19 protein-coding genes, 1 tRNA gene and 1 pseudogene are annotated in these 20,207 nt (G+C 57.3%); 16 read left to right on the forward strand and 5 right to left on the reverse strand.

All coding sequences use genetic code 11. The annotated features are described in order from the left end of the window. Window positions 1–17: 17 nt before the first annotated feature. From pyrE to VI25_RS10965, 11 genes are all read left to right on the forward strand, one after another. Window positions 18–641 (forward strand): orotate phosphoribosyltransferase, encoded by a 624-nt coding sequence (pyrE, locus tag VI25_RS10925; RefSeq protein WP_410503431.1) that lies wholly within the window; start codon window positions 18–20, stop codon window positions 639–641. 125 nt (window positions 642–766) lie between these two features. Next, complete coding sequence (locus VI25_RS25820; protein WP_201783283.1) at window positions 767–2,170, forward strand: AIR synthase related protein; 1,404 nt, start codon at window positions 767–769, stop codon at window positions 2,168–2,170. Next, on the forward strand, window positions 2,122–2,322 hold the full coding sequence (locus VI25_RS25825; RefSeq protein WP_201783284.1) for a hypothetical protein: 201 nt from the start codon (window positions 2,122–2,124) through the stop codon (window positions 2,320–2,322). The genes VI25_RS25820 and VI25_RS25825 overlap by 49 nt, the downstream gene beginning before the upstream one ends. Further along, on the forward strand, window positions 2,298–3,797 hold the full coding sequence (locus VI25_RS25830) for an AIR synthase-related protein (protein ID WP_236705011.1): 1,500 nt from the start codon (window positions 2,298–2,300) through the stop codon (window positions 3,795–3,797). Before VI25_RS25825 ends, VI25_RS25830 begins: the two co-directional genes overlap by 25 nt. Beyond that, entirely contained in the window at window positions 3,797–4,831 is a 1,035-nt protein-coding gene (locus VI25_RS10935; RefSeq protein WP_082455492.1) for a phosphoribosylformylglycinamidine synthase subunit PurQ, read from the forward strand. Before VI25_RS25830 ends, VI25_RS10935 begins: the two co-directional genes overlap by 1 nt. Window positions 4,832–4,877: 46 nt before the next feature. Next, window positions 4,878–5,810 carry a phosphoribosylaminoimidazolesuccinocarboxamide synthase gene (locus VI25_RS10940; RefSeq protein ID WP_045688885.1) on the forward strand — a complete coding sequence of 311 codons (933 nt, stop codon included), beginning with the start codon at window positions 4,878–4,880 and terminating at the stop codon, window positions 5,808–5,810. A 90-nt stretch (window positions 5,811–5,900) separates the two neighbouring features. Further along, complete coding sequence (locus tag VI25_RS10945; RefSeq protein WP_045688884.1) at window positions 5,901–6,284, forward strand: nuclear transport factor 2 family protein; 384 nt, start codon at window positions 5,901–5,903, stop codon at window positions 6,282–6,284. A gap of 29 nt (window positions 6,285–6,313) precedes the next feature. Beyond that, on the forward strand, window positions 6,314–7,597 hold the full coding sequence (purD, locus tag VI25_RS10950; protein ID WP_201783285.1) for a phosphoribosylamine--glycine ligase: 1,284 nt from the start codon (window positions 6,314–6,316) through the stop codon (window positions 7,595–7,597). Further along, window positions 7,581–8,297, forward strand: coding sequence for a phosphoribosylglycinamide formyltransferase (purN, locus tag VI25_RS10955; RefSeq protein WP_236705012.1), 717 nt, complete (start codon window positions 7,581–7,583; stop codon window positions 8,295–8,297). The genes purD and purN overlap by 17 nt, the downstream gene beginning before the upstream one ends. Window positions 8,298–8,403: 106 nt before the next feature. Beyond that, a complete protein-coding gene (purF, locus tag VI25_RS10960) occupies window positions 8,404–9,912 on the forward strand; it encodes an amidophosphoribosyltransferase (RefSeq protein ID WP_045688882.1) in 1,509 nt (502 codons plus the stop codon). A gap of 202 nt (window positions 9,913–10,114) precedes the next feature. Further along, entirely contained in the window at window positions 10,115–11,221 is a 1,107-nt protein-coding gene (locus VI25_RS10965) for an AIR synthase-related protein (protein ID WP_045688881.1), read from the forward strand. Window positions 11,222–11,607: 386 nt separating this feature from the next. On the opposite strand, the gene VI25_RS10970 is transcribed toward VI25_RS10965, so the two are convergent. After that, the gene (locus VI25_RS10970) at window positions 11,608–11,817 is read right to left on the reverse strand and encodes a heavy-metal-associated domain-containing protein (protein WP_045690407.1); all 210 of its coding nucleotides are present in this window, start codon (window positions 11,815–11,817) and stop codon (window positions 11,608–11,610) included. Window positions 11,818–11,993: 176 nt separating this feature from the next. Here VI25_RS10970 and VI25_RS10975 point away from each other — a divergent pair, with 176 nt between their 5' ends. Further along, complete coding sequence (locus tag VI25_RS10975; RefSeq protein WP_052695651.1) at window positions 11,994–12,527, forward strand: DUF4240 domain-containing protein; 534 nt, start codon at window positions 11,994–11,996, stop codon at window positions 12,525–12,527. A 7-nt stretch (window positions 12,528–12,534) separates the two neighbouring features. Then, window positions 12,535–13,206, forward strand: a complete 672-nt coding sequence (locus VI25_RS10980; protein ID WP_152981577.1) for a hypothetical protein — start codon at window positions 12,535–12,537, stop codon at window positions 13,204–13,206. A gap of 54 nt (window positions 13,207–13,260) precedes the next feature. On the opposite strand, the pseudogene VI25_RS10985 reads toward VI25_RS10980, so the two are convergent. After that, window positions 13,261–14,747: pseudogene (locus VI25_RS10985) on the reverse strand (nicotinate phosphoribosyltransferase). A gap of 341 nt (window positions 14,748–15,088) precedes the next feature. On the opposite strand from VI25_RS10985, the gene VI25_RS10990 reads away from it, so the two are divergent. Beyond that, a complete protein-coding gene (locus VI25_RS10990) occupies window positions 15,089–15,778 on the forward strand; it encodes a DUF1345 domain-containing protein (protein WP_236705013.1) in 690 nt (229 codons plus the stop codon). An 11-nt stretch (window positions 15,779–15,789) separates the two neighbouring features. Here VI25_RS10990 and VI25_RS10995 read toward each other — a convergent pair whose 3' ends face one another. Next, entirely contained in the window at window positions 15,790–16,164 is a 375-nt protein-coding gene (locus VI25_RS10995) for an STAS domain-containing protein (RefSeq protein WP_045690157.1), read from the reverse strand. A 430-nt stretch (window positions 16,165–16,594) separates the two neighbouring features. On the opposite strand from VI25_RS10995, the gene VI25_RS11000 reads away from it, so the two are divergent. Continuing rightward, the gene (locus VI25_RS11000; protein ID WP_045690156.1) at window positions 16,595–17,248 is read left to right on the forward strand and encodes a response regulator; all 654 of its coding nucleotides are present in this window, start codon (window positions 16,595–16,597) and stop codon (window positions 17,246–17,248) included. Between the two features lie 103 nt (window positions 17,249–17,351). Here VI25_RS11000 and VI25_RS11005 read toward each other — a convergent pair. Continuing rightward, window positions 17,352–17,423: transfer RNA gene (locus VI25_RS11005), tRNA-Arg, on the reverse strand. A 135-nt stretch (window positions 17,424–17,558) separates the two neighbouring features. Between VI25_RS11005 and VI25_RS11010 the strand changes: the two genes are divergently transcribed. Continuing rightward, window positions 17,559–18,722: a DUF2652 domain-containing protein gene (locus tag VI25_RS11010; RefSeq protein ID WP_052695551.1), complete on the forward strand. Its 1,164-nt coding sequence runs from the start codon at window positions 17,559–17,561 to the stop codon at window positions 18,720–18,722. An 89-nt stretch (window positions 18,723–18,811) separates the two neighbouring features. On the opposite strand, the gene VI25_RS11015 is transcribed toward VI25_RS11010, so the two are convergent. Further along, a complete protein-coding gene (locus VI25_RS11015) occupies window positions 18,812–20,059 on the reverse strand; it encodes a Pycsar system effector family protein (RefSeq protein WP_045690155.1) in 1,248 nt (415 codons plus the stop codon). Window positions 20,060–20,207 lie beyond the last annotated feature (148 nt).

Genomic DNA, 20,207 nt, shown 5'->3' on the forward strand with positions numbered 1-20,207 from the left:
TTTCAACCTTGTATCTAGTGTCCCCTTTGCCCTCTCCCCAAGCTTCCTTCACCTCCGAAAACTTAGAGCAGCAATTGCTGCAGGAAGACGCACTGCTGCGCGGGCACTTCCGCCTTTCTTCTGGCTTGCATTCTGATACGTACGTGCAGTGCGCCCGATTCCTGCGCCGGCCCGACCTAGCAGCACCAGCCGCGGCGGAGCTAGCCCGGCAGATTCAGGAAGCCGGCTTACAGCCCGATGTGGTGGTAGGGCCAGCCATGGGTGGCGTGGTAATAGGTTACGAGCTGGCCCGTCAGCTGGGCGTACCCGGCATCTTTACCGAGCGTGACGATACCGGGCAGATGACCCTGCGCCGAGGCTTTACTGTGGAGCCCGGTCAAAAAATTGTTATTGCTGAAGATGTAGTAACTACCGGCAAGAGCACCAACGAGGTAGCACGCGTACTGGAGGGGCTAGGAGCAAAAGTTTTGGCCGTGGCGAGTTTAATTGACCGTACGGGTGGGAAAGCTGAGCTAACTTTTCCGAACTTTGCCCTGCTGCCGGTAACGGCGGCCACCTACGCACCCGATGATTGCCCGCTTTGCCGGGCAGGTATTCCGGTGGTGAAACCCGGCAGCCGGCCGGAAAAAGCGTTTTCTTAAACCTACTTCGCTGCAACCGGTAGCGAAGCAAGGCATTTTCGGCGTACCCTGCGCGGGTATGCTTCCTCACGCGGGCACCTTCGCCTAAGCGTGGGAAACCCGAAAAATAGATAACCATCCTCCTTTTGGACTCTACCCAAAGAACCATTCAGCTCCTGCTCAAGCCCGGCCAACATGATGGCGAGGGCCAACGTGTAGCCGAAGCTGCCCAACGTCACCTTGGCCTCACTACCGGCCGGGTGCAAAGCACCGCCCTCTACACGGTGCGCTACCCCGTGAGCGACGAGCAACTGCGCGACTTCGCCACCCACTGCCTCCAGGACCCGGTGCTGAACGACGTGGCCCTTGATGAGTTCCGCCACGGCTCCGAATACAAAAGCTACATCTTGGTTGCCAAGCTGCCCGGCGTGACCGACGACGAGGGAATTTCGGCGCAAAACGCGCTAGGTGACTTTCTGAACCAGCCGCTGGACACCCATACCCAGCATATTTTCAGCAAACGGCTGTATTTCTTGGAGCACGAGCTGCCGGAGAGTAGTCTGCGCCGCTTGGCGGAAGACCTGCTCGGCAACAAGATGATTAACCGCTTCGAGGTCGGCCCCATAGCCCAGATTCGCGACTATACGCCGCGGCCGGGCGGTGGGGCCGAATCTATTACGAACACGGTGCCGCTGGTTGGCCTTTCCGACGAGGAACTGTTGAAGCTGTCGAAAGACAATCTCTACGCCCTGAACCTGGAGGAAATGCGCGCCGTGCGCGACCATTACACCAGTATTGCCGAGGAGCGCCAGGCTGCTGGTCTGCCCCAGGATCCCACGGATTGCGAGCTGGAAATCATAGCCCAGACTTGGTCGGAGCACTGCAAGCACAAGGAGTTTTCGGCCGTTATCAAGTACAAGGATGCGGACACCGGCGAGGAGTTTGAAGTGGATTCCTTGTTTAAGACCTACATCAAAAACGCTACCTCTGAGGTAGACCGCCAGCTCCGCGCTAACGGCAACGATTGGTTGATTAAGGTGTTCAGCGACAATGCCGGTGCCGTGCGCATCAACCCCGAGTCGTTATTCGTGTGGAAGGTGGAAACCCACAATTCGCCCTCTGCCATTGACCCCTACGGCGGAGCTATTACCGGCATTCTGGGCAACAACCGTGACCCGCTGGCTACCGGCATTGGGGGCGCGCGGCTGCTGTTCAACACCAACGTACTCTGCTTTGGCAACCCCGAGTTTTCGGGCACGTTGCTGAGTAACCAGCTCCACCCTCGCCGCATTTTTGAAGGCGTGCGCAAGGGCATTGAGGATGGCGGCAACAAGTCGGGCGTACCGACGGTGAACGGAGCCATTGTGTTCGATGACCGATACGCTGGTAAGCCGCTAGTGTACTGCGGTACCGGCGCCGTAATGCCCATGCAGTTGGCCGGCCTCGACTCGTGGGAAAAGAACATTGACGCCCAGGACCGCATCATCATGCCGGTGGCCGGGTGGGTAAAGACGGCATCCACGGTGCCACGTTCTCCAGCATTGAGCTAGACGAAACCTCGCCCGCCACGGCCGTGCAGATTGGCTCGCCCATTACGCAAAAGCTGGCCATGGACTTCCTGATCCTGCTACCCGCCGGGGCCTTATCAAGTGTAGCACCGACAACGGTGCGGGTGGCTTGTCTTCTAGCATTGGGGAGCTAGCTACCATCAGCGGCGGAGCCGTGGTAGAGTTGGAGAAAGTGCCTCTGAAATATCCTGGCCTGCGCCCTTGGGAAATCTTCGTGTCGGAGTCGCAGGAGCGTTTCTCGCTGGCTGTGGAGCCCGCGAAGATGGATGAATTGATGGCCCTAGGCCAGGAGATGGAAGTGGAACTGACCGACATCGGCTACTTCACTGCCGATGGCAGCCTCGACGTGCGCTTCGACGGCGAGTCGGTGGCCCGCATCAACATGGAGTTCCTGCACAACGGCGTACCGCGCAAAGTGCTGGAAGCCGAGTGGAGCCAGCCTACGGCCCAGGAGCCGGCGCTAGCTGCCGACCTTGACTATACCGACGTGCTGAGCCGCCTGCTGGGTAGCCTTAACATCTGCTCCCGCGAGTCCGTGATTCGGCAGTACGACCATGAGGTGAAAGGCCGCACGATTATCAAGCCGCTGATGGGCGCTACCGGCCAGGCTCCGCAGGATGCCGCTGTGGTGCGCTTCAACTTTGAGAGCTGGGAAGGCGTGGCCGTAAGCAATGGTATCCTGCCTCGCTTCGGCGACCTGGACGCCTACCATATGTCGGCTGGAGCCTTCGACGAGGCTGTACGCCAGATTGTAGCGGTAGGAGGGAAGCTGCCCAACCTAAGCTATGGCGACGGCAACTTCTGGTCCGTCAACGACAACTTCTGCGTACCCGACTCGGTGTACGACCCCGCCACCAACCCTGATGGCAAGCTTAAGCTGGCCAAGCTGGTGCGCATGTGCCAGGCCCTGCGCGATGCTACGGCGGCCTACTGCATCCCGCTCACTTCGGGTAAGGACTCGATGAAGAACGACTTCAAGGCCGATGGCGTGAAGATTTCCGTTCCGCCGACGGTTCTGTATTCGATGACCGCTAAAATCGAGGATGTCCGCCGCACCATCACTTCCGACTTCAAGCAAGCCGACGACGTGGTGTACCTGCTGGGCGAAACCTACGACGAGCTAGGCGGCTCGGAGTTCTACCAGCTCTTCGGTGAGCTAGGCGCCAACGTGCCCAAAGTTCGGTTCGAAGAGGCTAAGGCCCTCTACACCCTGATGGGCGAGGCCAACGAGAAAGGCCTCATCCAATCTTGCCACGACCTGTCGGATGGTGGCTTGGCCGTTGGCCTAGCGGAAGCCACGTTTGGCCATGGCTTTGGTGCTGATGTTGAGCTGCCTGCTACTGGCCTAGGCCTGTCGGCGCAGCTGTTCTCGGAGTCGCACTCCCGCTTCGTGGCCACGGTGGCTCCAGAGGATGTGGTGGCGTTCGAGCAGCACTTCGGCACCCGCGCAACCCGCCTCGGCGTGGTAACGCAGGACGGCCAGCTCACGGTGCGCCACGGCGGCCAGACGGTACTTTCGGCCAGCACGGCGGCCCTGCGTCACGAGTGGACAAATGGCCCAGTTAATCGACTTATCGGCTTCGGCCAGCACGAAGCGGCGCAATCCTAATGGAAGAACAACCCAAACTGCCGGACCTGAACACGCCTCCGCGCCCGCAGCACGACCATACCGCCCCCATCACCGATGCGGACGGCAGCCTGCACGTGCTCGGCTTCAAGAGCGTGGACGCCGGTCACGAATCCACTGAGCCCCTAGGCCACTTAGCCGAGGGCGCTGCTGCCCAGCAACCAGTCCGCGCCCTCATCCTGACGGGCTTCGGTATCAACTGCGAAGAGGAGTTTGCCGCTGCCTACAAGCTAGCCGGCGCCGAGCCAACCATCGTGCACCTGAACCAGGTGCTGCACGGCCACGTCAGCATCCACGACTACGACATCCTGAACTTCCCCGGTGGCTTCAGCTTCGGCGACGACCTGGGCTCGGGCGTGGTGTTGGCCAACAAGCTGCGCTACCGCAAGAATGCTGAGGGCCGCACCCTGCTCGATGATATCAAGCAGTTCATTGCCAACGGCAAGTTCGTAATGGGCATCTGCAACGGCTTCCAGGTGCTGGTGAAGCTAGGCCTGCTCCCCAACCTGAGCGGGAACGTAACGCCGGAAGTAACCCTGACGCACAACGCCTCGGGCCGCTACGAAGACCGGTGGGTACGCTTGAAAGTCAATCCTAAGTCGAACTCGCCCTTCCTGAAAGGCATCGACAGCATGGAAGTGCCCGTGCGCCACGGCGAAGGCCGCCTGATTATCAAGGGTGAAGAAACCCTGGCTGAAATCGAAGCCCGCGCCCTGAATTGTCTGGCCTACACTGATTACGACGGCTCGCCGACGGACGTGTACCCGCATAACCCCAACGGCGCCGACCTGAACTGTGCCGGCCTGACCGACACTACCGGGCAGGTATTCGGGTTGATGCCGCACCCCGAGGCCTTCCTGTCCCTCTATAACCACCCCGACTGGGCCCGACGCAAGCGCCAGAACCCCGGTCTGAGCGAGGAAGGGGATGGCCTACGCCTGTTCCGCAACATTGTGGAGCATGTGCAGAGCCAAGCTGCCGCCGTTCCGCAGGAAGCCAGCCAGTTTTCATCCTAGACACCTCCGTATTGCGCTGACCTAGTGCCGGCTGCTAACTCGTCGTATGAACACCCTCAACCACTTCGATACCCCCCAGCTCGAACTCCTGCACCGCGGCAAAGTCCGCGACTCATACCGTGCCCCTTCCGGTGAGCGTCTCATCGTGGTAACCGACCGGCTGTCGGCCTTCGACTCGGTGCTGGAAACGCCGGTGGCCCATAAAGGGGCAGTGCTGAACGGGCTGGCTGCTTTCTGGTTCGACAAAACCCAGCATATCATCCCGAACCACGTGATTTCACTGCTCGACCCGAACGTGACGCTGGCGAAGGAAGCCGAGCCGATTCGGGTGGAGATGGTGGTGCGTAACTACCTCACGGGGTCTATGCTGCGCGGCTACCAGAATGGCCAGCGTACCTTCTCGGGCGTAACGGTGCCAGATGGCCTGACCAAGCACCAGCAGTTCCCCGAGCCCATTGTAACGCCAACTACCAAGGAGGAGTCGGACCGCGAAATCACGCCCGAGAACTTGGTGTCGGAAGGCTGGGTGTCGGCGGAGCTGTACGAGAAGATGCGGGTGAAGTCGCTGGAGCTGTTCAACTTCGCTTCGCAGTGGATGGCCGAGCGCGGCATCATCCTGGTGGACACCAAGTATGAGTTTGGCCTACTGGATGGGGAACTGATCCTGATTGACGAAATACATACGCCCGATTCGTCGCGGTTTTGGAGCGCCGAGGACTACGCCAAGAACCCCGAGGCCGTGGAGCAGATAGATAAGGAGTATGTGCGCCAATGGCTGATTGCCAACAAGCAGGACGGCCAGTACCCCCGCGCCCTCACCCCCGAAGTTTCCGCCGAAGCCACCCGCCGCTACCTCGATATCTACGAGCGTATCACGGGTGCCCCGCTGCCCACCGCCACCGAAACCACCACCGGCGGTGACGTACAGGCCCGCCTCATAGGCAACCTGGTACAGGCTGGTATCATGAAAGATGCCTAAACTCGTCGATGATCATGCCCTCGGCAACACTAACCTCACGGTAATACACCCCCGATAACGCTAAGCTGCGGGCACTGTAAGAAAAAGCCAATGGACGTCGCGAAACAGAAGCAACTAGTGCAGGACTACATCGAAGCGTACAACCGATTTGATGTGGACGGCATGCTGCGCTATCTGCACGAGGATGTGGTGTTCCGCAATGTCTCCAACGGCGAAGTAAACCTAACCTTGACTGGTAAGGAAGCCTTTCGCCAGCAGGCCCAACAAGCGTTGCAATACTTCTCCCAGCGTGAGCAGCGCGTCACGAATTGGCAAGTAGCTGACAACCACGTGGAAGTGTCGCTAGACTATACCGCTGTTGCTGCTATTGACTTTCCTAATGGCCTGGAAGCCGGTGACACACTACAACTGCAGGGTAAGTCCGTTTTTCAGTTCGCTGATGGGCTGATTATTTCCATCGACGACATCAGCTAGACGCAACGCACGCCTAACTACCTATTCCTTTGAGCAACAGCAATAAAACCATAGTACTTCTCGGCGGCGGAGCCCGTGAACACGCCATGGCGTGGAAGCTGACCCGCGACGGTGCCACGGTGCACGTACTGCCCGGCAACGGCGGCATCCCGAACAGCCACCCCGAAATCAGTGCCACTGATTTCCCAGCCATCCAGAGCTTCTGCGAAGCCAATGGGGTGAAGCTCATTGTGGTAGGGCCAGAGGCCCCACTAGCGGCGGGTGTTACGGACTATTTCGCCGGTTCTGATATTCGCGTGTTTGGCCCCAGCCGGGCCGGCGCGACGTTGGAAAGCTCCAAAGTGTGGAGCAAAGACTTCATGCGGCGGCATGGAGTAGCAACGGCCATGTCGTGGCAGTACCGCAGCGACAAGCTGGAGGAGGCCCGCGCTAAGGCCACGGAGCTGGATGGACAAGTAGTAGTGAAGTATGATGGCCTAGCGGCCGGCAAAGGCGTGTACGTGTGCTCTTCCATTGAGGAGGCTCAAGCCGCCTTAGACGATTTGCAGCAGCAACACACCGGCTGGTTTAGCTTCCTGCTGGAAGAAAAGCTGAGTGGCCCCGAGGTGAGCATCATTGGCATCACGGATGGCAACCGCGTGCGGCTGCTGGCCCCGTCGCAGGACCACAAGCAGCTGCTAGCCGGCGACCAAGGACCCAACACCGGCGGTATGGGTGCCTACTGCCCCGTGCCCTTCGCCGACGACAACGTGCTTGCCGCCATCCGCACCAGCATCGTGGACCCCACCTTGCTAGGCCTGCAGAACGAGCAGTTCGATTTCAAGGGCTTCCTATACTTCGGCATCATGCTCACACCCCAGGGCCCGAAGCTGCTGGAATACAACGTGCGCCTCGGCGACCCAGAAGCAGAAGTGCTCCTGCCCGCCCTGGAGAGCAGCCTGCTAGAACTCATTGAGGCCACTCTGGATGGTACACTTCAGCAAACAGTGGTGCACCAGCGCCGTGGGTACTATGTGGGCGTGGTACTGGCTTCGGGTGGCTACCCCGCTGCCCAGTTCCCGACGGGCTTTCCAATTACTGGCCTAGACCAACTGCATCCGAGCATTTTGGCCTTCCACGGCGCTACCCGCCAGCAGGACGGTGAAATTCTTACCAGCGGTGGGCGGGTAATGGTGCTTGTAGGCCACGGTAATGAGCTGGAAGATGCTGTGAATCACGTGTATCGGGAAGCAGAAAGAGTTAAATTTAAGGATGTGTACATCCGTACCGATATCGGCCAGCGGCCGGAACCGACCCTTGCAGGAAACTGGTAATTATAGCATCCGCAAACAGCGCCTGGCCATTTTGCTGTCGGGCCGGGGCTCCAACATGGTAGCCCTGGTGCAGGCTGTGCAACACGGCGTACTGCAGAACCTGGCTGAAGTAGCCGTGGTGTTCAGCAACAAGCCTGATGCCCCTGGTCTAGAAACCGCAGCGGCCATGGGCTGCCCTACTGCCAGCCTCAGCAGCCAGGGCCGCAAGCGAGTGGAGTTCGACGCCGAGGTGGTAGAGGTGCTGGGCCACTATCAGCCCGACTACGTGGTGCTGGCCGGCTACATGCGCATCCTGTCGCCCACGTTCATTCGGGCGTTTGCCGGGCGCATCCTCAACATTCATCCCGCCGATACGCATCAGCACCAGGGCCTACACGCGTATGAGTGGGCTTTCGAAAATCAGTTGTCGGAAACCAAAATCACCGTGCATTTGGTTGATGAGGGCCTAGACACTGGACCTATTCTTGCGCAGCACCCCGTTGACCTACAGGGCGCTGACACCCTAGGCGAAGTAGAGCGCCGCGGCTTAGCCGTGGAGCACTTTTTATACGCCGATACGTTAGCCCGCCTTATTCGAGGGGAGCTACCCACCACGACCTCCGAAATGGCTGCTACGGCAGTTGTTTCACCTACCACCCCCGAACCTCTGCTGCCTTTCTCTGCTGGTTCTTCTCCGCAAGGGGAAGCAACCGGAGGCTAGGTCTATTGTCCACCTCACCTCCCGATGCACCAACGTCCCGTTGGTGTTACACTTACCATCCCGGTAGCGGGTTTTCACTGCCCGTTACCCCTTCTCGATACTTCCCATGTGCGGAATTGTAGGTTTTTACGGCCCCGATGACGTTGCCCACGACATCGTATTCGGTCTTACCGCGTTGCAACACCGCGGCCAGGACGCGGCCGGCATAGCCACCTTCGACGATAACTTTCACCTTTGCAAAGGCAATGGTCTGATTTCCGACGTGTTTCGTCCTAAGCGGCTCAAGAAGCTGAAGGGCAACATTGGTATCGGCCACGCCCGCTACACCACCCAGGGCTCCAACGATGCGGAGCTGGCGCAGCCGTTTACCACCAGCTACCCCTTTGGGCTGGCCATGGTGCACAACGGCAACGTGATCAACTTCCGCTCGGCCGCCAAGCGTCTGCACGAGAAGTACCACGTGCTGCCCAAGACCAGCAACGACTTGGAGCTGATCATGTATACGTTTGCTTCGGAGCTTCGCCTAAAGAACCTCGACAACCTCTCGGTTATCGACATCTTCGACGCTGTAGAGACGACTCAGGAGCTGGTGAAAGGGGCCTATGCTACCATCACCGTTATTGCCGGGCATGGTCTGCTGGCGTTCAACGACCCGCTGGGCATCCGGCCGCTGGTGCTGGGCCGCCGCGAAACCGAAAACGGGCCCATCTACGCTTTCGCCTCCGAAAGCACCTGCTTCGACTACCTCGGGTTTGAGTTCATTAAGAACGTAGGCCCCGGTCAGGCCATCTTCATCGACAAAGACTTCAAGGTTCACTACAAGAACCCCTACGCGCAGCCCAAGGCGTTTTGCGTGTTCGAGCACATTTACTTTGCTCGCGAAGACTCTACCATCCACGGCCGCCTAGTAGCCCGGGAGCGGGTGCGCCTGGGTAAGATGCTGGCGAAGAAAGTCATTGCCTCGGGTATTCAGCCCGATATGGTGATTGACGTGCCGTCTTCGGGATACTTCTCGGCTTCTGGCTTAGCCGAAGCCATTGGGGTGCCCTATCGCCGGGCCATGGTGAAGAACAACCACATGGGCCGTTCCTTTATTGTGAGCAGCCAGGCCGGCCGCGAGGACATCGTGAAGAAGAAGCTGAACCCCATCCGGGAGTTTGTAGCGGGCAAGAAGATTGCCGTGGTGGATGACAGCATCGTGCGGGGCACTACCTCCCGCCGCATTGTGCGTATTCTGCGCGAGGCGGGAGCAGCGGAGGTGTACTTCATCAGCAGCGCGCCACCCATCATTTCGCCGTGCATCTATGGCATTGATATGGCCATGAGCACCGAGCTGATTGCCGCCAATTACACAGAGGAGGAAATCTGCCGCTACATTGAGGCCGACAAGGTGATCTATCAATCAATAGAGGATTTGCAAGAGCTGTTCTCTGAAGATCGGGGCCACGGCGGCAGCTGCTTTGCTTGCTTCACGGGCAAGTACCCTACCGGCGACGTAACCAAGTATCTGCGCCACATTCAAGAGGAACGCCAGAGCCACCGTGGCGACAAAAAAGGCGACGCCAACACGGTGCCGTCCGTGAGTGCTAAGGCTCCCGAGCCAACGGAACATTAACCCGATGCAGAACGGTCTAGAACTAAGTTAGAAGGCTAGTTCCCCTCCCCAGCGGAGGAGGGACTAGGGGTGGTTGACTAATCGTTGAACATCCTTTAGAGACTAGTTCTAGTCCTTGTTCTAGAACACATTAACCACCCCTAGCTCCTCTTCTGCTGAGAAGGGGAGCTAGCTTTTAGCTTGCCTAACCCTAGCGTTTCATATGTCATCTTCTCAGAAACCCGCCGGCTACGACATCGACCTCGGCAACGAATGCTCCCGCAATGCTTACGCTTGGTCGAAGAAGACCTTTGCCAACCGCGCCGGTAAGCCCGGCGAGGCAGCCCAGGACCTCGACGGCGGTTTTGCCAACGAAATTCGCTTCGGTAACGCCCGCCTAGGTATTTCCTCGGATGGCATTGGGACCAAGATTGAGGTAGCAGAGCGGGTAGGAAAGTTTGATACGCTGGGCTACGACCTAGTAGCTATGACGGCTGACGACCTCATCGTCGGCGGTTTTGTACCCACCAACCTCAGCAACATCATCGACGTGAATACCCTCGACTACGAGGTGATTGACGAGATGATGCGCGGCCTGCACGATGCCTGCAACTTCGCGGAAGTAGCCATTACGGGCGGAGAAATTGCCGAGCTGGGCAACCGAATTGGCGGCTGGCCGGGCGCTAAAATGAACTTCAACTGGTGCTCCACGGCCATCGGTAGCCTCCACCCCAGCCTAGAGCGCCCCTTAAGCGGGGCAGGCGTGCAAGCTGGCCAAGCGGTAGTAGCACTCCGCTCGCCTAGCTTCCGCTCCAACGGTTTCTCGCTGGCGCGCCGTACGTTGCAAAACCTATTCGGCGACAATTGGCACTCGGCCCCTTACGATGGTCTAGATGCTACGCCTCATGGCAACGCTGGTCATACCTGGGGTGAAGTGCTGCTGGCACCTTCGCTTATTTACTCGCCCGGCGTGGCGCGAGTGCTGGATGCTGGCTTGCCGCTCTATGCTGCCGCTCACATCACCGGCGGCGGTATTGCTGATAACTTCAAGCGTGTGCTTAAAAACGGCGTGGGCGCCGAGCTAACCAACGTGTTTGAGCCCTTGCCCGCTATGCAGAAGCTCACGGAGCTGGCCGGTATTACCCCCGCCGATGCTTACCTCTACTGGAATATGGGGAACGGCATGCTTCTCGTCACCGACGAAGCGCAGGCCGAAGCCGTGGCTGCTCACCTGCAAGCTCAGGGCTACGAAGCGCAAGTAGCTGGCCGCATCACCGCCGAGCCGGGCATCCGGCTGAAGGTAGGGGCGGGCGAGTTGAGCTACGAATAGAAGGAGCCCAAGCCAGCTGGTACAAAGGTGGCTAGAGCCTTGGTTTGAGTTGCCACCACCTGACGGCCCAGCCTTCGAAGCAGAACTGCGCAAGGAAATAGGTGCTGGTCATCTGCTAGAAGGCGTCAGGACTTTAGCCGTAGGCAAAAGCGCCGCAAACGACGATGTACTGTTTCAGCTATTCGATACTGAGTACGAGTACGCATTAGTGCATCTGACGTGGAATGGCAAACGCGAAGGCAGAACAATTGGCCTTACACGCAGCTGTACAAAACCTGGGACGATTTCTTGATCGAGCGTATGACAGGTGATAATTCAAGCCAATAAAAGCAGAGGCCTCCCTGAGAATTCAGGGAGGCCTCTGCTTTTACTAGAGCCGGCGCAGGTCACGCTGGCTCAATGTCGAATCCTGCCTGAGCCACAGATTTCATAATCAGCTCGGGAATAGGGTTCTCGCCTTCCACCGTGAGAATCTTATCGGGGCTATTTGTGTCCACGTTCCACTTTTCTACGCTGGCTTCGGCGTCGAGGAAGGGCGTAACGGCGCGCACGCAGTTGCCACAGTTGATGCTGGTCTTAAACTTCAAGGTTGACATGCTTATAATTGTTGGGGCCGCAGTGGCGGCCTAGGAGAGCGGCCGGCGGCAGGTGAGTTGCTAGTACAACGAATACGGAGCAAAAGTAGCTACTGCTATAGGCCTAGCAGGTACAGGCTTTAGTCGGAGGAGTGCAGAGTTTTGCCTTATTTAGCTCTACACTAGTAGCACGCACAATGGATAAGAAAGAATTCTGGCAATTGATAGATTCAGCCAAAAAGGCTTCGGGTGGCGACCAGGGACTGCAGGAGAAAGAGCTAATCAGCAGCCTGGAGAAGTACGCGCCCGAAGAGATAATTGATTTTGAGTGCCTTCTGTGCGAGTGCCTAATTGAGGCCGATGACTTTGGTATTATGGCTGCTCAAAAGATCCTCGACGGCTACGTGTCCGACGACAGCTATTTGTATTTTCGGTGCTGGCTGGTTGGGCAAGGGGAAAGCGTTTTCAAAGCCGCACTGGATAAGCCCGACACGCTGGCAGCCGTCCTTGATGCCCCATACCAAGACTTTGAGGAGCTTCTATCAGTTGCAACTACGGCTTTTCAAAAGCGCACTGGCAAAGAAGAGGAAGACGAAACCTTCCCTAGGGAAATAGCGGCTTCCCGCGGACTGGATTATGATTCGGATTCGTTCACTAAGGGCGAAGATTGGACTGAAAGCCAGTTGCCGAAGTTGCTGCCTAAGCTTTGGAAGAAGTTTGGATCAGCGTAGTATGTCTATGTCTTATCCGTTGGAAAAGTGGGTTTGGACAGAGAATGATTTTGAACAAATGAGCTGGCATGATGCTCGCATATATGCCGTACAATTTGGTAAGGATATCAGCTTCGATATTGACTACATATTTGAGTGGATTCAGTTGGATAAAGACGATTTCTTCTCATTCGTAGTGGCTCCAGCTACACTCGTATTTCCCGAGCCATCATTTGTGTCTATGGATATAGACATTAGGCTAAGTAAAGAGATAGAAATAGAGGATATAAGTCGTCGAGTCTCAGCAACTGGTGAAACTAAGTGGCATATCCAAACGCACCAGGGAAACATCGTGATTACAGCCCCCGCCTTCCGACAGATTGTTCGGCGCGCTCCAACCCAGCAAACTGGGCAGCAGGTGTTACCTGAAGAACGGGGGCTTCCCAGCTTTAGTACAGTACCTGACCCTTCCTCGGTAGAGTCAGCAGAAGTGCGAGAAATAAAGGCGGCTGACTTCGCTTTGCGCCAAAAAGCCGCGAGCTTGCGGCGACTCCGTCGCCAATTGGAAGCACTACTGGAACAACGTAGTGCCGGAGTGTTGGAAGTGAAACAGTATCTGCAAGAAAAGCGGCAGCTGGAAGCAAGAATTAGCCAGTTGAAAATAGATTTGGAGGAAACGGGCTGGCAAGGGAATTATTGAAAAGTGCGAAGGCCTGACTGTTATAACAGTCAGGCCTTCGTGAATACTGATACCCTAAGCTGGCCGCAGCGGGCGTTTCTCCAGAATTAGGCTGGTGCGGAAGGTATTGAGACTTTCTTCTAAGCCTACGGGATACACGTGCGGGTTTAAGAAGCGGCGGATGCTGGGGTCGAGGCTGAGGACCTCGCGGTGGGCGCGGGCGCGGCTTTCCTCTAGAGTAGGCAGTTGATGTACTAGCTTGCCGCGGCGGAAAATGGGTTCCAGCAATTCCCGGTAGGCTGCTTCGGGGCGCACCGAGCGGCGGCGGGTAGCGTCGAGGGGGTCGATGATGGTAAGGCGCTCGGGTAGGGGCTCGGCTACGTTATAGAGCATGTCGGCGCGGGGTTGGCCCTTCTCACTTTCATAACGGCGTACCTGCAAGATGCCGGGGATGCTGGTTTTGGCTAGCTGCTCAGATAGTTTGATGGTGAAGTCCCAGCCCGAATCATCGGGTTTGCGCAGGGCCGCCAGCTTATACACACCTCCCAGAGCAGGCTGGTCGTAGGCCGTCACGAGTTGGGTACCAATGCCCCAGGTGTCGATGCGGGCACCTTGTAGCTTAAGGCTGGTGATAAGGTTCTCCTCTAAGTCGTTGCTGGCTACGATGCGAACCTTCTCAAACCCAGCTTCATTGAGCAAGGCCCGCGCCTCGCGGCTGAGGTAAGCAAGGTCGCCGGAGTCGAGGCGAATACCGCCCAACTCGTGACCGTTAGCGCGCATTTCGCGGGCTACGCTAATGGCATGGCGCACGCCTTCCAGAGTATCGTAGGTATCCACCAAGAACACAGAATCGTCGGGGAAGGCGTTGGCATAGGCAGCAAACGCGGTAGGCTCATCCTCAAAGGCCATTACCCAACTGTGGGCGTGGGTGCCTTTCACAGGAATGTTGAAGCGCTGACCGGCCAAGACGTTCGAGGTAGCATCAACCCCGCCCAAGTAAGCAGCCCGGCTCGCCGACAATCCCCCATCAACGCCCTGGGCACGGCGCAGTCCAAATTCTAGCACCGTGTCGGAGCCTGCGGCTTCGCGAATGCGCGATGCTTGGTGGCTATCAGCGTCTGAAAATTAACGAGCGTGAGCAGCGCGGTTTCTACCAACTGCGCCTGTAGTAGGGGGCCTTGTACCCGTAGCAGGGGTTCGTTGCCAAATACAACGGTGCCTTCCGCTACTGCATCTACATCACAGGTGAACTTCAGGTCGCGTAGGTAGTCGAGAAAGGCCTGGGGAAACATAGCTCCTCCGGTGGCACTCTTCAGGCTCCCTAAATACGCAAGGTCGTCGTCCGAGAAACGAAGATTCTCGAGCAAGTCAACGGCGTAGGCTAGGCCCGCTGCTACGGCGTAGCCGCCGCCAAAGGGCGCCTTGCGGAAGTACAGATGGAATACCGCTTCTCGGTCTTGCAGCCCCTGTTGCCAGTAGCCGTAGGCCATAGTAACCTGGTAGAGGTCGGTGAGTAAGCTAAGGGAGGGAGCGTAGAGGCCGGATAAGGGAGCAGGGTTCATGCAAATAAAAGGCAGTGAGGGCTCCAAGGTACGGTCTTCGGGGCGATATGGAAACACATGCCCGTATGCCTGCCTCTACCCTAATAGTTTGCCCAAGCTTCTCACTGTAGCTTAATCGTTCCTGTGCATGTTCTGCTGGTCTTTTCTTGCTGGCGAGCTAGTTAGCTGCGTTTGCAGTGCCCAGGAGAGTAGTAGGCCCCGTAAGCAACTTGAGGCCTGGTTTGTTGCAAGTAGTATAGGTTGGTGCTTTTGCGGAGCAACAAGTAGCGCAAGCGCATCTGCAAGCCAATATCCGTAGACGAAGCTAAACCGTACACTCGTTTTCCTATTTTCCCGGCACCTTGGCGGCTTCTTCCTCTACTCCTGATGGGTTCCTTATGCGCCGAGTGGCAGAGTTGCCAGCCTGGCAACGATTAGCGTTGGGCGTACTACCGGCGGCCTTGCTCTACGCGTTAATACCTAGCTCCTGGCCCCTGCTCCTGCGCTTATTAGTAGCGTGGGACGGGTTTGCGCTGAGCACGCTACTGCTTACCTGGGCCATCATCCTTACCGCCGATGTGCATGACATTCGGCGCGTCGCTACCCGCGAAGATCCGGGCCGCGTCGCCTCGTTTGGCTTCGTGCTGGTGGCTGCCGGGGCGAGCTTGGTTGCAGTAGTTGTGCTGCTGGCCTCCATGCGCCAAACTGCCGACCCATTGCTATGGCCGCACGTGCTAGCAAGTATTGCTGGCGTAGCTACGGCGTGGCTGTTGGTGCACACGCTGTTCACGTTGCGATACGCGCATCTGTTTTATGGGGTAGCGGCCGGCCACTCGGTAGGCGGACTAGAGTTTCCAGGTAACGAGCCGGAACCCGACTACCTTGACTTCGCCTACTTCTCGTTTGTGATAGGCATGACGGCTCAAACAGCCGATGTGAGCATTTCCGGCCGCCGTATTCGGCGGCTGTGCCTGCTCCATGGGCTGTTATCGTTTGGGTTCAATACGGCCGTTGTGGCCCTCACCATTAGTGGGTTGGCGGGGCTACTGTAGGCTAGCTGCGTTCAGGCTGCCAGCGGTACGGCCGACTGCCGGCGGTTGCAGTAGCGCTCCGCATCAAGCAAGGATGGCAATACCGCCGGAAAGGCTGCGGTGGGGAGCTTAGCCGCCAGCTGATGGGCAGCCGTACCCACGTGGCATAGTACCAAGGACACGTTGCGCTGTTGTAGACGGCGGTAGTAGCGCAGCAGTATGCGCAATGCCGAGAGTGGCAAACGGCGCAGGTGGCTACAATCAACCCAAATGCTGGATTTGCCGCTACGGCTGGCCCGGCGCAGGGCATAAGCCAGGGAGGCGGCAGGGGCCCCAGCATCGGTAGGGTCGGTATCGGTTAGGATGAGCAGGTAGCTCTGGGGTAGGATTTCGCGGTACACTTCCATGGTGGGGCTGGAGTGAAGAACAGGTCGGAAAACTGTAAATGTATGAGTCCTGAGTACGATTAAAAACAGTGTAAGTACGGGTTTTGGCCAGGAAAAATCCTGTCCAATGTCGGGTAAATACTGGTCTGGTAATCAAGGTTTCAGCGTGCATAGAAGCAAAAAACACCAGACGGGTGCTGCCACTTAGTGGGAGGGGTTACGCAACCTATACCGACATTTTGTGTACCTATGCGCGCATTTGAGCACTGCCGCCGACGTGATAAGCTCGTCAGTAAGAGCATAATGCCAACTCAAGACGGGCTCCATCTGAAAAAATGGATATATCCGGTCCCGAATAATTACGTACTACCTTACGACCCTACCTGAATCTCTTAGGTCTTTTGTACCTGGGGTATGAGTTAGATATGTGTCTGGTTTTAGACCTCACTTTATGATTCGAGTACTTCTGGCTGATGATCATGCCATTCTGCGGAATGGAATTCGAGCATTACTTTCGGATGAGCCCGGAATTGAAGTAAGTGGAGAAGCCGGCAATGGGCAGGCCTTGCTAGAGTTGCTGGAGTCTACCCCCACCGACGTGGTGTTGATGGACATCAACATGCCCGTGCTAGACGGCTTTGCTACCATGGCTATTCTGCGGGAGCAGTTTCCTACGGTGCGCGTGCTGGCTCTGTCCATGCTCAACCACGAAAACTACGTGCACCAAATGCTGCAAGCCGGTGCCCTGGGCTACGTACTCAAAAATGCAGACAGCAGCGAAATCATTTACGGCATCCGGGTAGTAGCCTCGGGGCGGCCTTTCCTGTCGTCGGAGATTGGGCTCGACATGCTCAATAAGGTAGTGCAGCGCGGCACGCCCGAAACAGCGGGAATCATTGGCCGCAAAGTAGGGGAGCTGTCGGGCCGAGAGATGGAAGTGCTACGCCTGATTGGCGAAGGACTCACGAACGCGGAAATAGCCGATAAGCTGTTCACTAGCAAGCGCACAATTGAAACCCACCGCCAAAACATCATCGAGAAAACCCAAGCCAAGAACACGGCCGCTCTCATTCGCTACGCTATGAGTCAAGGGCTTATTGACTAAGCGCCCGGCACTTTGCTGCTCAGAACCGACAGCGGGAGTTGGATAAACAGGCCTTGCTAGGCCTCTTATCCAACTCCCGCTGTCGGTTTCTTTCGTGATGTAGTAGCCGCGGCGGGAATCGAACCCACATCTAAAGTTTAGGAAACCCTTATTCTATCCGTTGAACTACGCAGCCAAGTAGGACTATAGATTTGGCAAAGCTACGGGGAAAGCCTCGGTTGCCCAAATTAGCGCTTTCCCCGTACGTGGGGGTAGTGTACCTTTCGGTCCTGATTTTCATTGTTCTTCCCATTCCCTCTCCCCTCGCTACATGGGCTTGCTGGATGAAATGCGCGCCGCCCGCCGATCCGCTGGGGCTAACCGCCCGCGCCTACCCGAAACGGACGATACGGGCATGGTGCCGGCCTTGCTGTTCATTCCGGACATAAGCGGCTTTACGCGCTTTATTGAGGAATCTGAAAGCCCCCAGGCCCCTTATCTGGTAGCCGACCTGCTGGAAATTCTGATTGAAGCCAACATTCTGGATTTGCAGGTAAACGAGATTCAGGGCGACGCCGTGCTATTCTACCGCCTAGGGCCGCCGCCCACGGTGCGCGAACTGGTGCAACAGTGCCGCCGCATCTACCTCGACTTCCAGAACTACTTGCGCCTGGTGGAGCGCGACACGGGCTCGGAACTGGGCGCCGTACTGGCCGAACAGATGCTCACGCTCAAAATTATTGTACACTACGGAGTCGTGAGCGTGGCCCAAATTCGGGAGTACACCAAGCTAATGGGGCGCGACGTGATTGTGGTGCACCGCCTACTCAAAAACAACGTGACCGGCTCGGAGTATGTGTTGCTGTCGGATGGTTACGTGCAAACCCAGTCGGCCGAGGACTTGGCGCGGAGCTTTTCCTGGACGCGCCTGCTCCACGGCTCTACCTTCTATGAGCACCTCGGGGAGGTCGGCTACCGCTACGCCCACCTTTCGCCCTTGCGCCTGCTGCTAAACTCCCCCGATGCCAACCCCGCCTTGCCTAGCCGCGGGTGTGCCATAAAAGTGCGGCGGGCCATCCGGGCCTCAGCCCCCTACGTGTTGCGCGTGCTGACTAACTTCCGCTTGCGGCCGCACTGGATGGAAGGTGCGTCTGCCGTGCACTACGATGTGACCAAGGTAGGTCGCCTCGGAACAAGCTATAAGGTGGATGTATTCCGAGGGCAGATTGATTTTCAAGCGGTGCAGCGCTTTCAAGACGATGATGACCGCTTAGAGTACGTGGAGAAGATTTCGCACTTCCGCCTTTTTCCTAATTCGCTGCTCTTTTGTTACCTCGAAACCGTTGACCTGGAGCACTGCCTGGTTACGTTGGAGTTCCGCTACGGCCATATTGCCAGCCGCCACCGTCTCGTCCGGTTCGGGCAGCTTCGGCGCATGCACCGCTTCTTAGGCCGCTCCTTACAAGGGCTAGCGGCCGTATGCGAGAAGAAGTAAACAACCTCTTAAAGAAAGAGCGGGCTGCCAGGTGTTCTGTCCTATGGAACACCTGGTAGCCCGCTCTTTTTTACTGCCCCGTGAGTTGCTTACGACTTGTATAGCAGAACGATACCAAAGGACAGTGCCGTCAAAATCAGGCCTACCATGAAGATGGTGTAGCTCAGGCGCAGGAGTCGGTATTTGCGCGTGAGTACGTCGCCGAGGTAGTAGATGTCCGTAATCATATTGGTGTACAGGGCATCTTTTTGGCGCATGATTTCATTCATGCCATCCTGGAAGTTGTCGAGACTAAGCTTGCTGAAGTTACCGAAGAACAGCAGGTTCACGCGGCGGTTGGTCGCAATTTGAGGGCTGCGCTTCAGCCACTTGAAGCTGGTCACATCGGGTTGGGCGCACAGAATAGCCGTTACGACCGAGCCCAGCGCCGTGATAAGCAGAATGCTCATAGGAATGGATACCACCGGGTTTCGTAGGAGCCCTACGTTGCTCAGTGCCGCCGACTTACCACCTAGCTTGGCGCCGAAATAAGTGATAATCAAGGACATGAGTACCGCGTTCAGCGAAATCATCATGTTCGCCTTCTTGTCGGCCATGTCCGAGAGCTTCATGTGGTTGCTATACATGGTGCGGAACATGGTCTCGATACCCCGCTTCGGCTCTGCAAACGTACCTTCGGCCTCCTCTTTCTTCTTCTTTTTCTTTTTCTCGGTCTTTTTTAGCTTATCGCGCTGGTCCTGCACGTTGGCTTTGTACTGCTCGGCGTAGCGGGTTTTGGCGGCGTCGGTGTAGTACTTTGAGCCGATTAAGAAATCAAGCTGGCTTTCGGCCCACTCCACATTGGTGTAGGTCTTGCCCAGCATTGTTTCCCACTCGGCGCGGAGCAGCTCGGCATTAGCCAAAAAATCCTCGCGGCCCAGGTTGCTCATGTCGGCATCCACAAGCAGCTGCTGCAAAGGCGTATCGCGCGACTCATTGCGGTGCGTGGCCCGAATCGTGTCTTTGATGACGGCAATGCGCTCGGCGGGGTAGCCCTGCTGGCTTAGCCACTGCTCGGCCCGCTCCATGCTGCGGTACTCGTGCCCGTCGTATACGTCTACATAGCCAGCGTCGTGAAACCAGGCGGCTAGCACCAAGGCTTCCTGGTCGGCTTCGGAAAGGCCAGCCGCTTCGCCCAGGGCGCGCGCTTCCTTCACAACGGTAGCCGTATGCTTGAGCGAATGGTATACCAATCCGGGAGGAAGTTTTTCCTCGAACAGTGCCGTAATGTGGGCCTTGGCTTGCTTAATAATCTCCGCCTTCGTTTTGGCGGGCGGGAACGTCGGGAGAGTTTCCATGCGGCGGGAAATAAAAGAATAGCAGGGCCAAAAAGTCCAGCTCGAATTAGAACGCAACTGAGCAGTTCAGGTTTTACAGAGGAGGCACTGAACCGAAGCAGATGAAATTGCGTAGGGCAGGCACGTCCTCTTTTGCTCCCGCAACATT

This window comes from Hymenobacter sp. AT01-02 (assembly GCF_000961955.2).
GTDB lineage: Bacteria > Bacteroidota > Bacteroidia > Cytophagales > Hymenobacteraceae > Hymenobacter > Hymenobacter mucosus.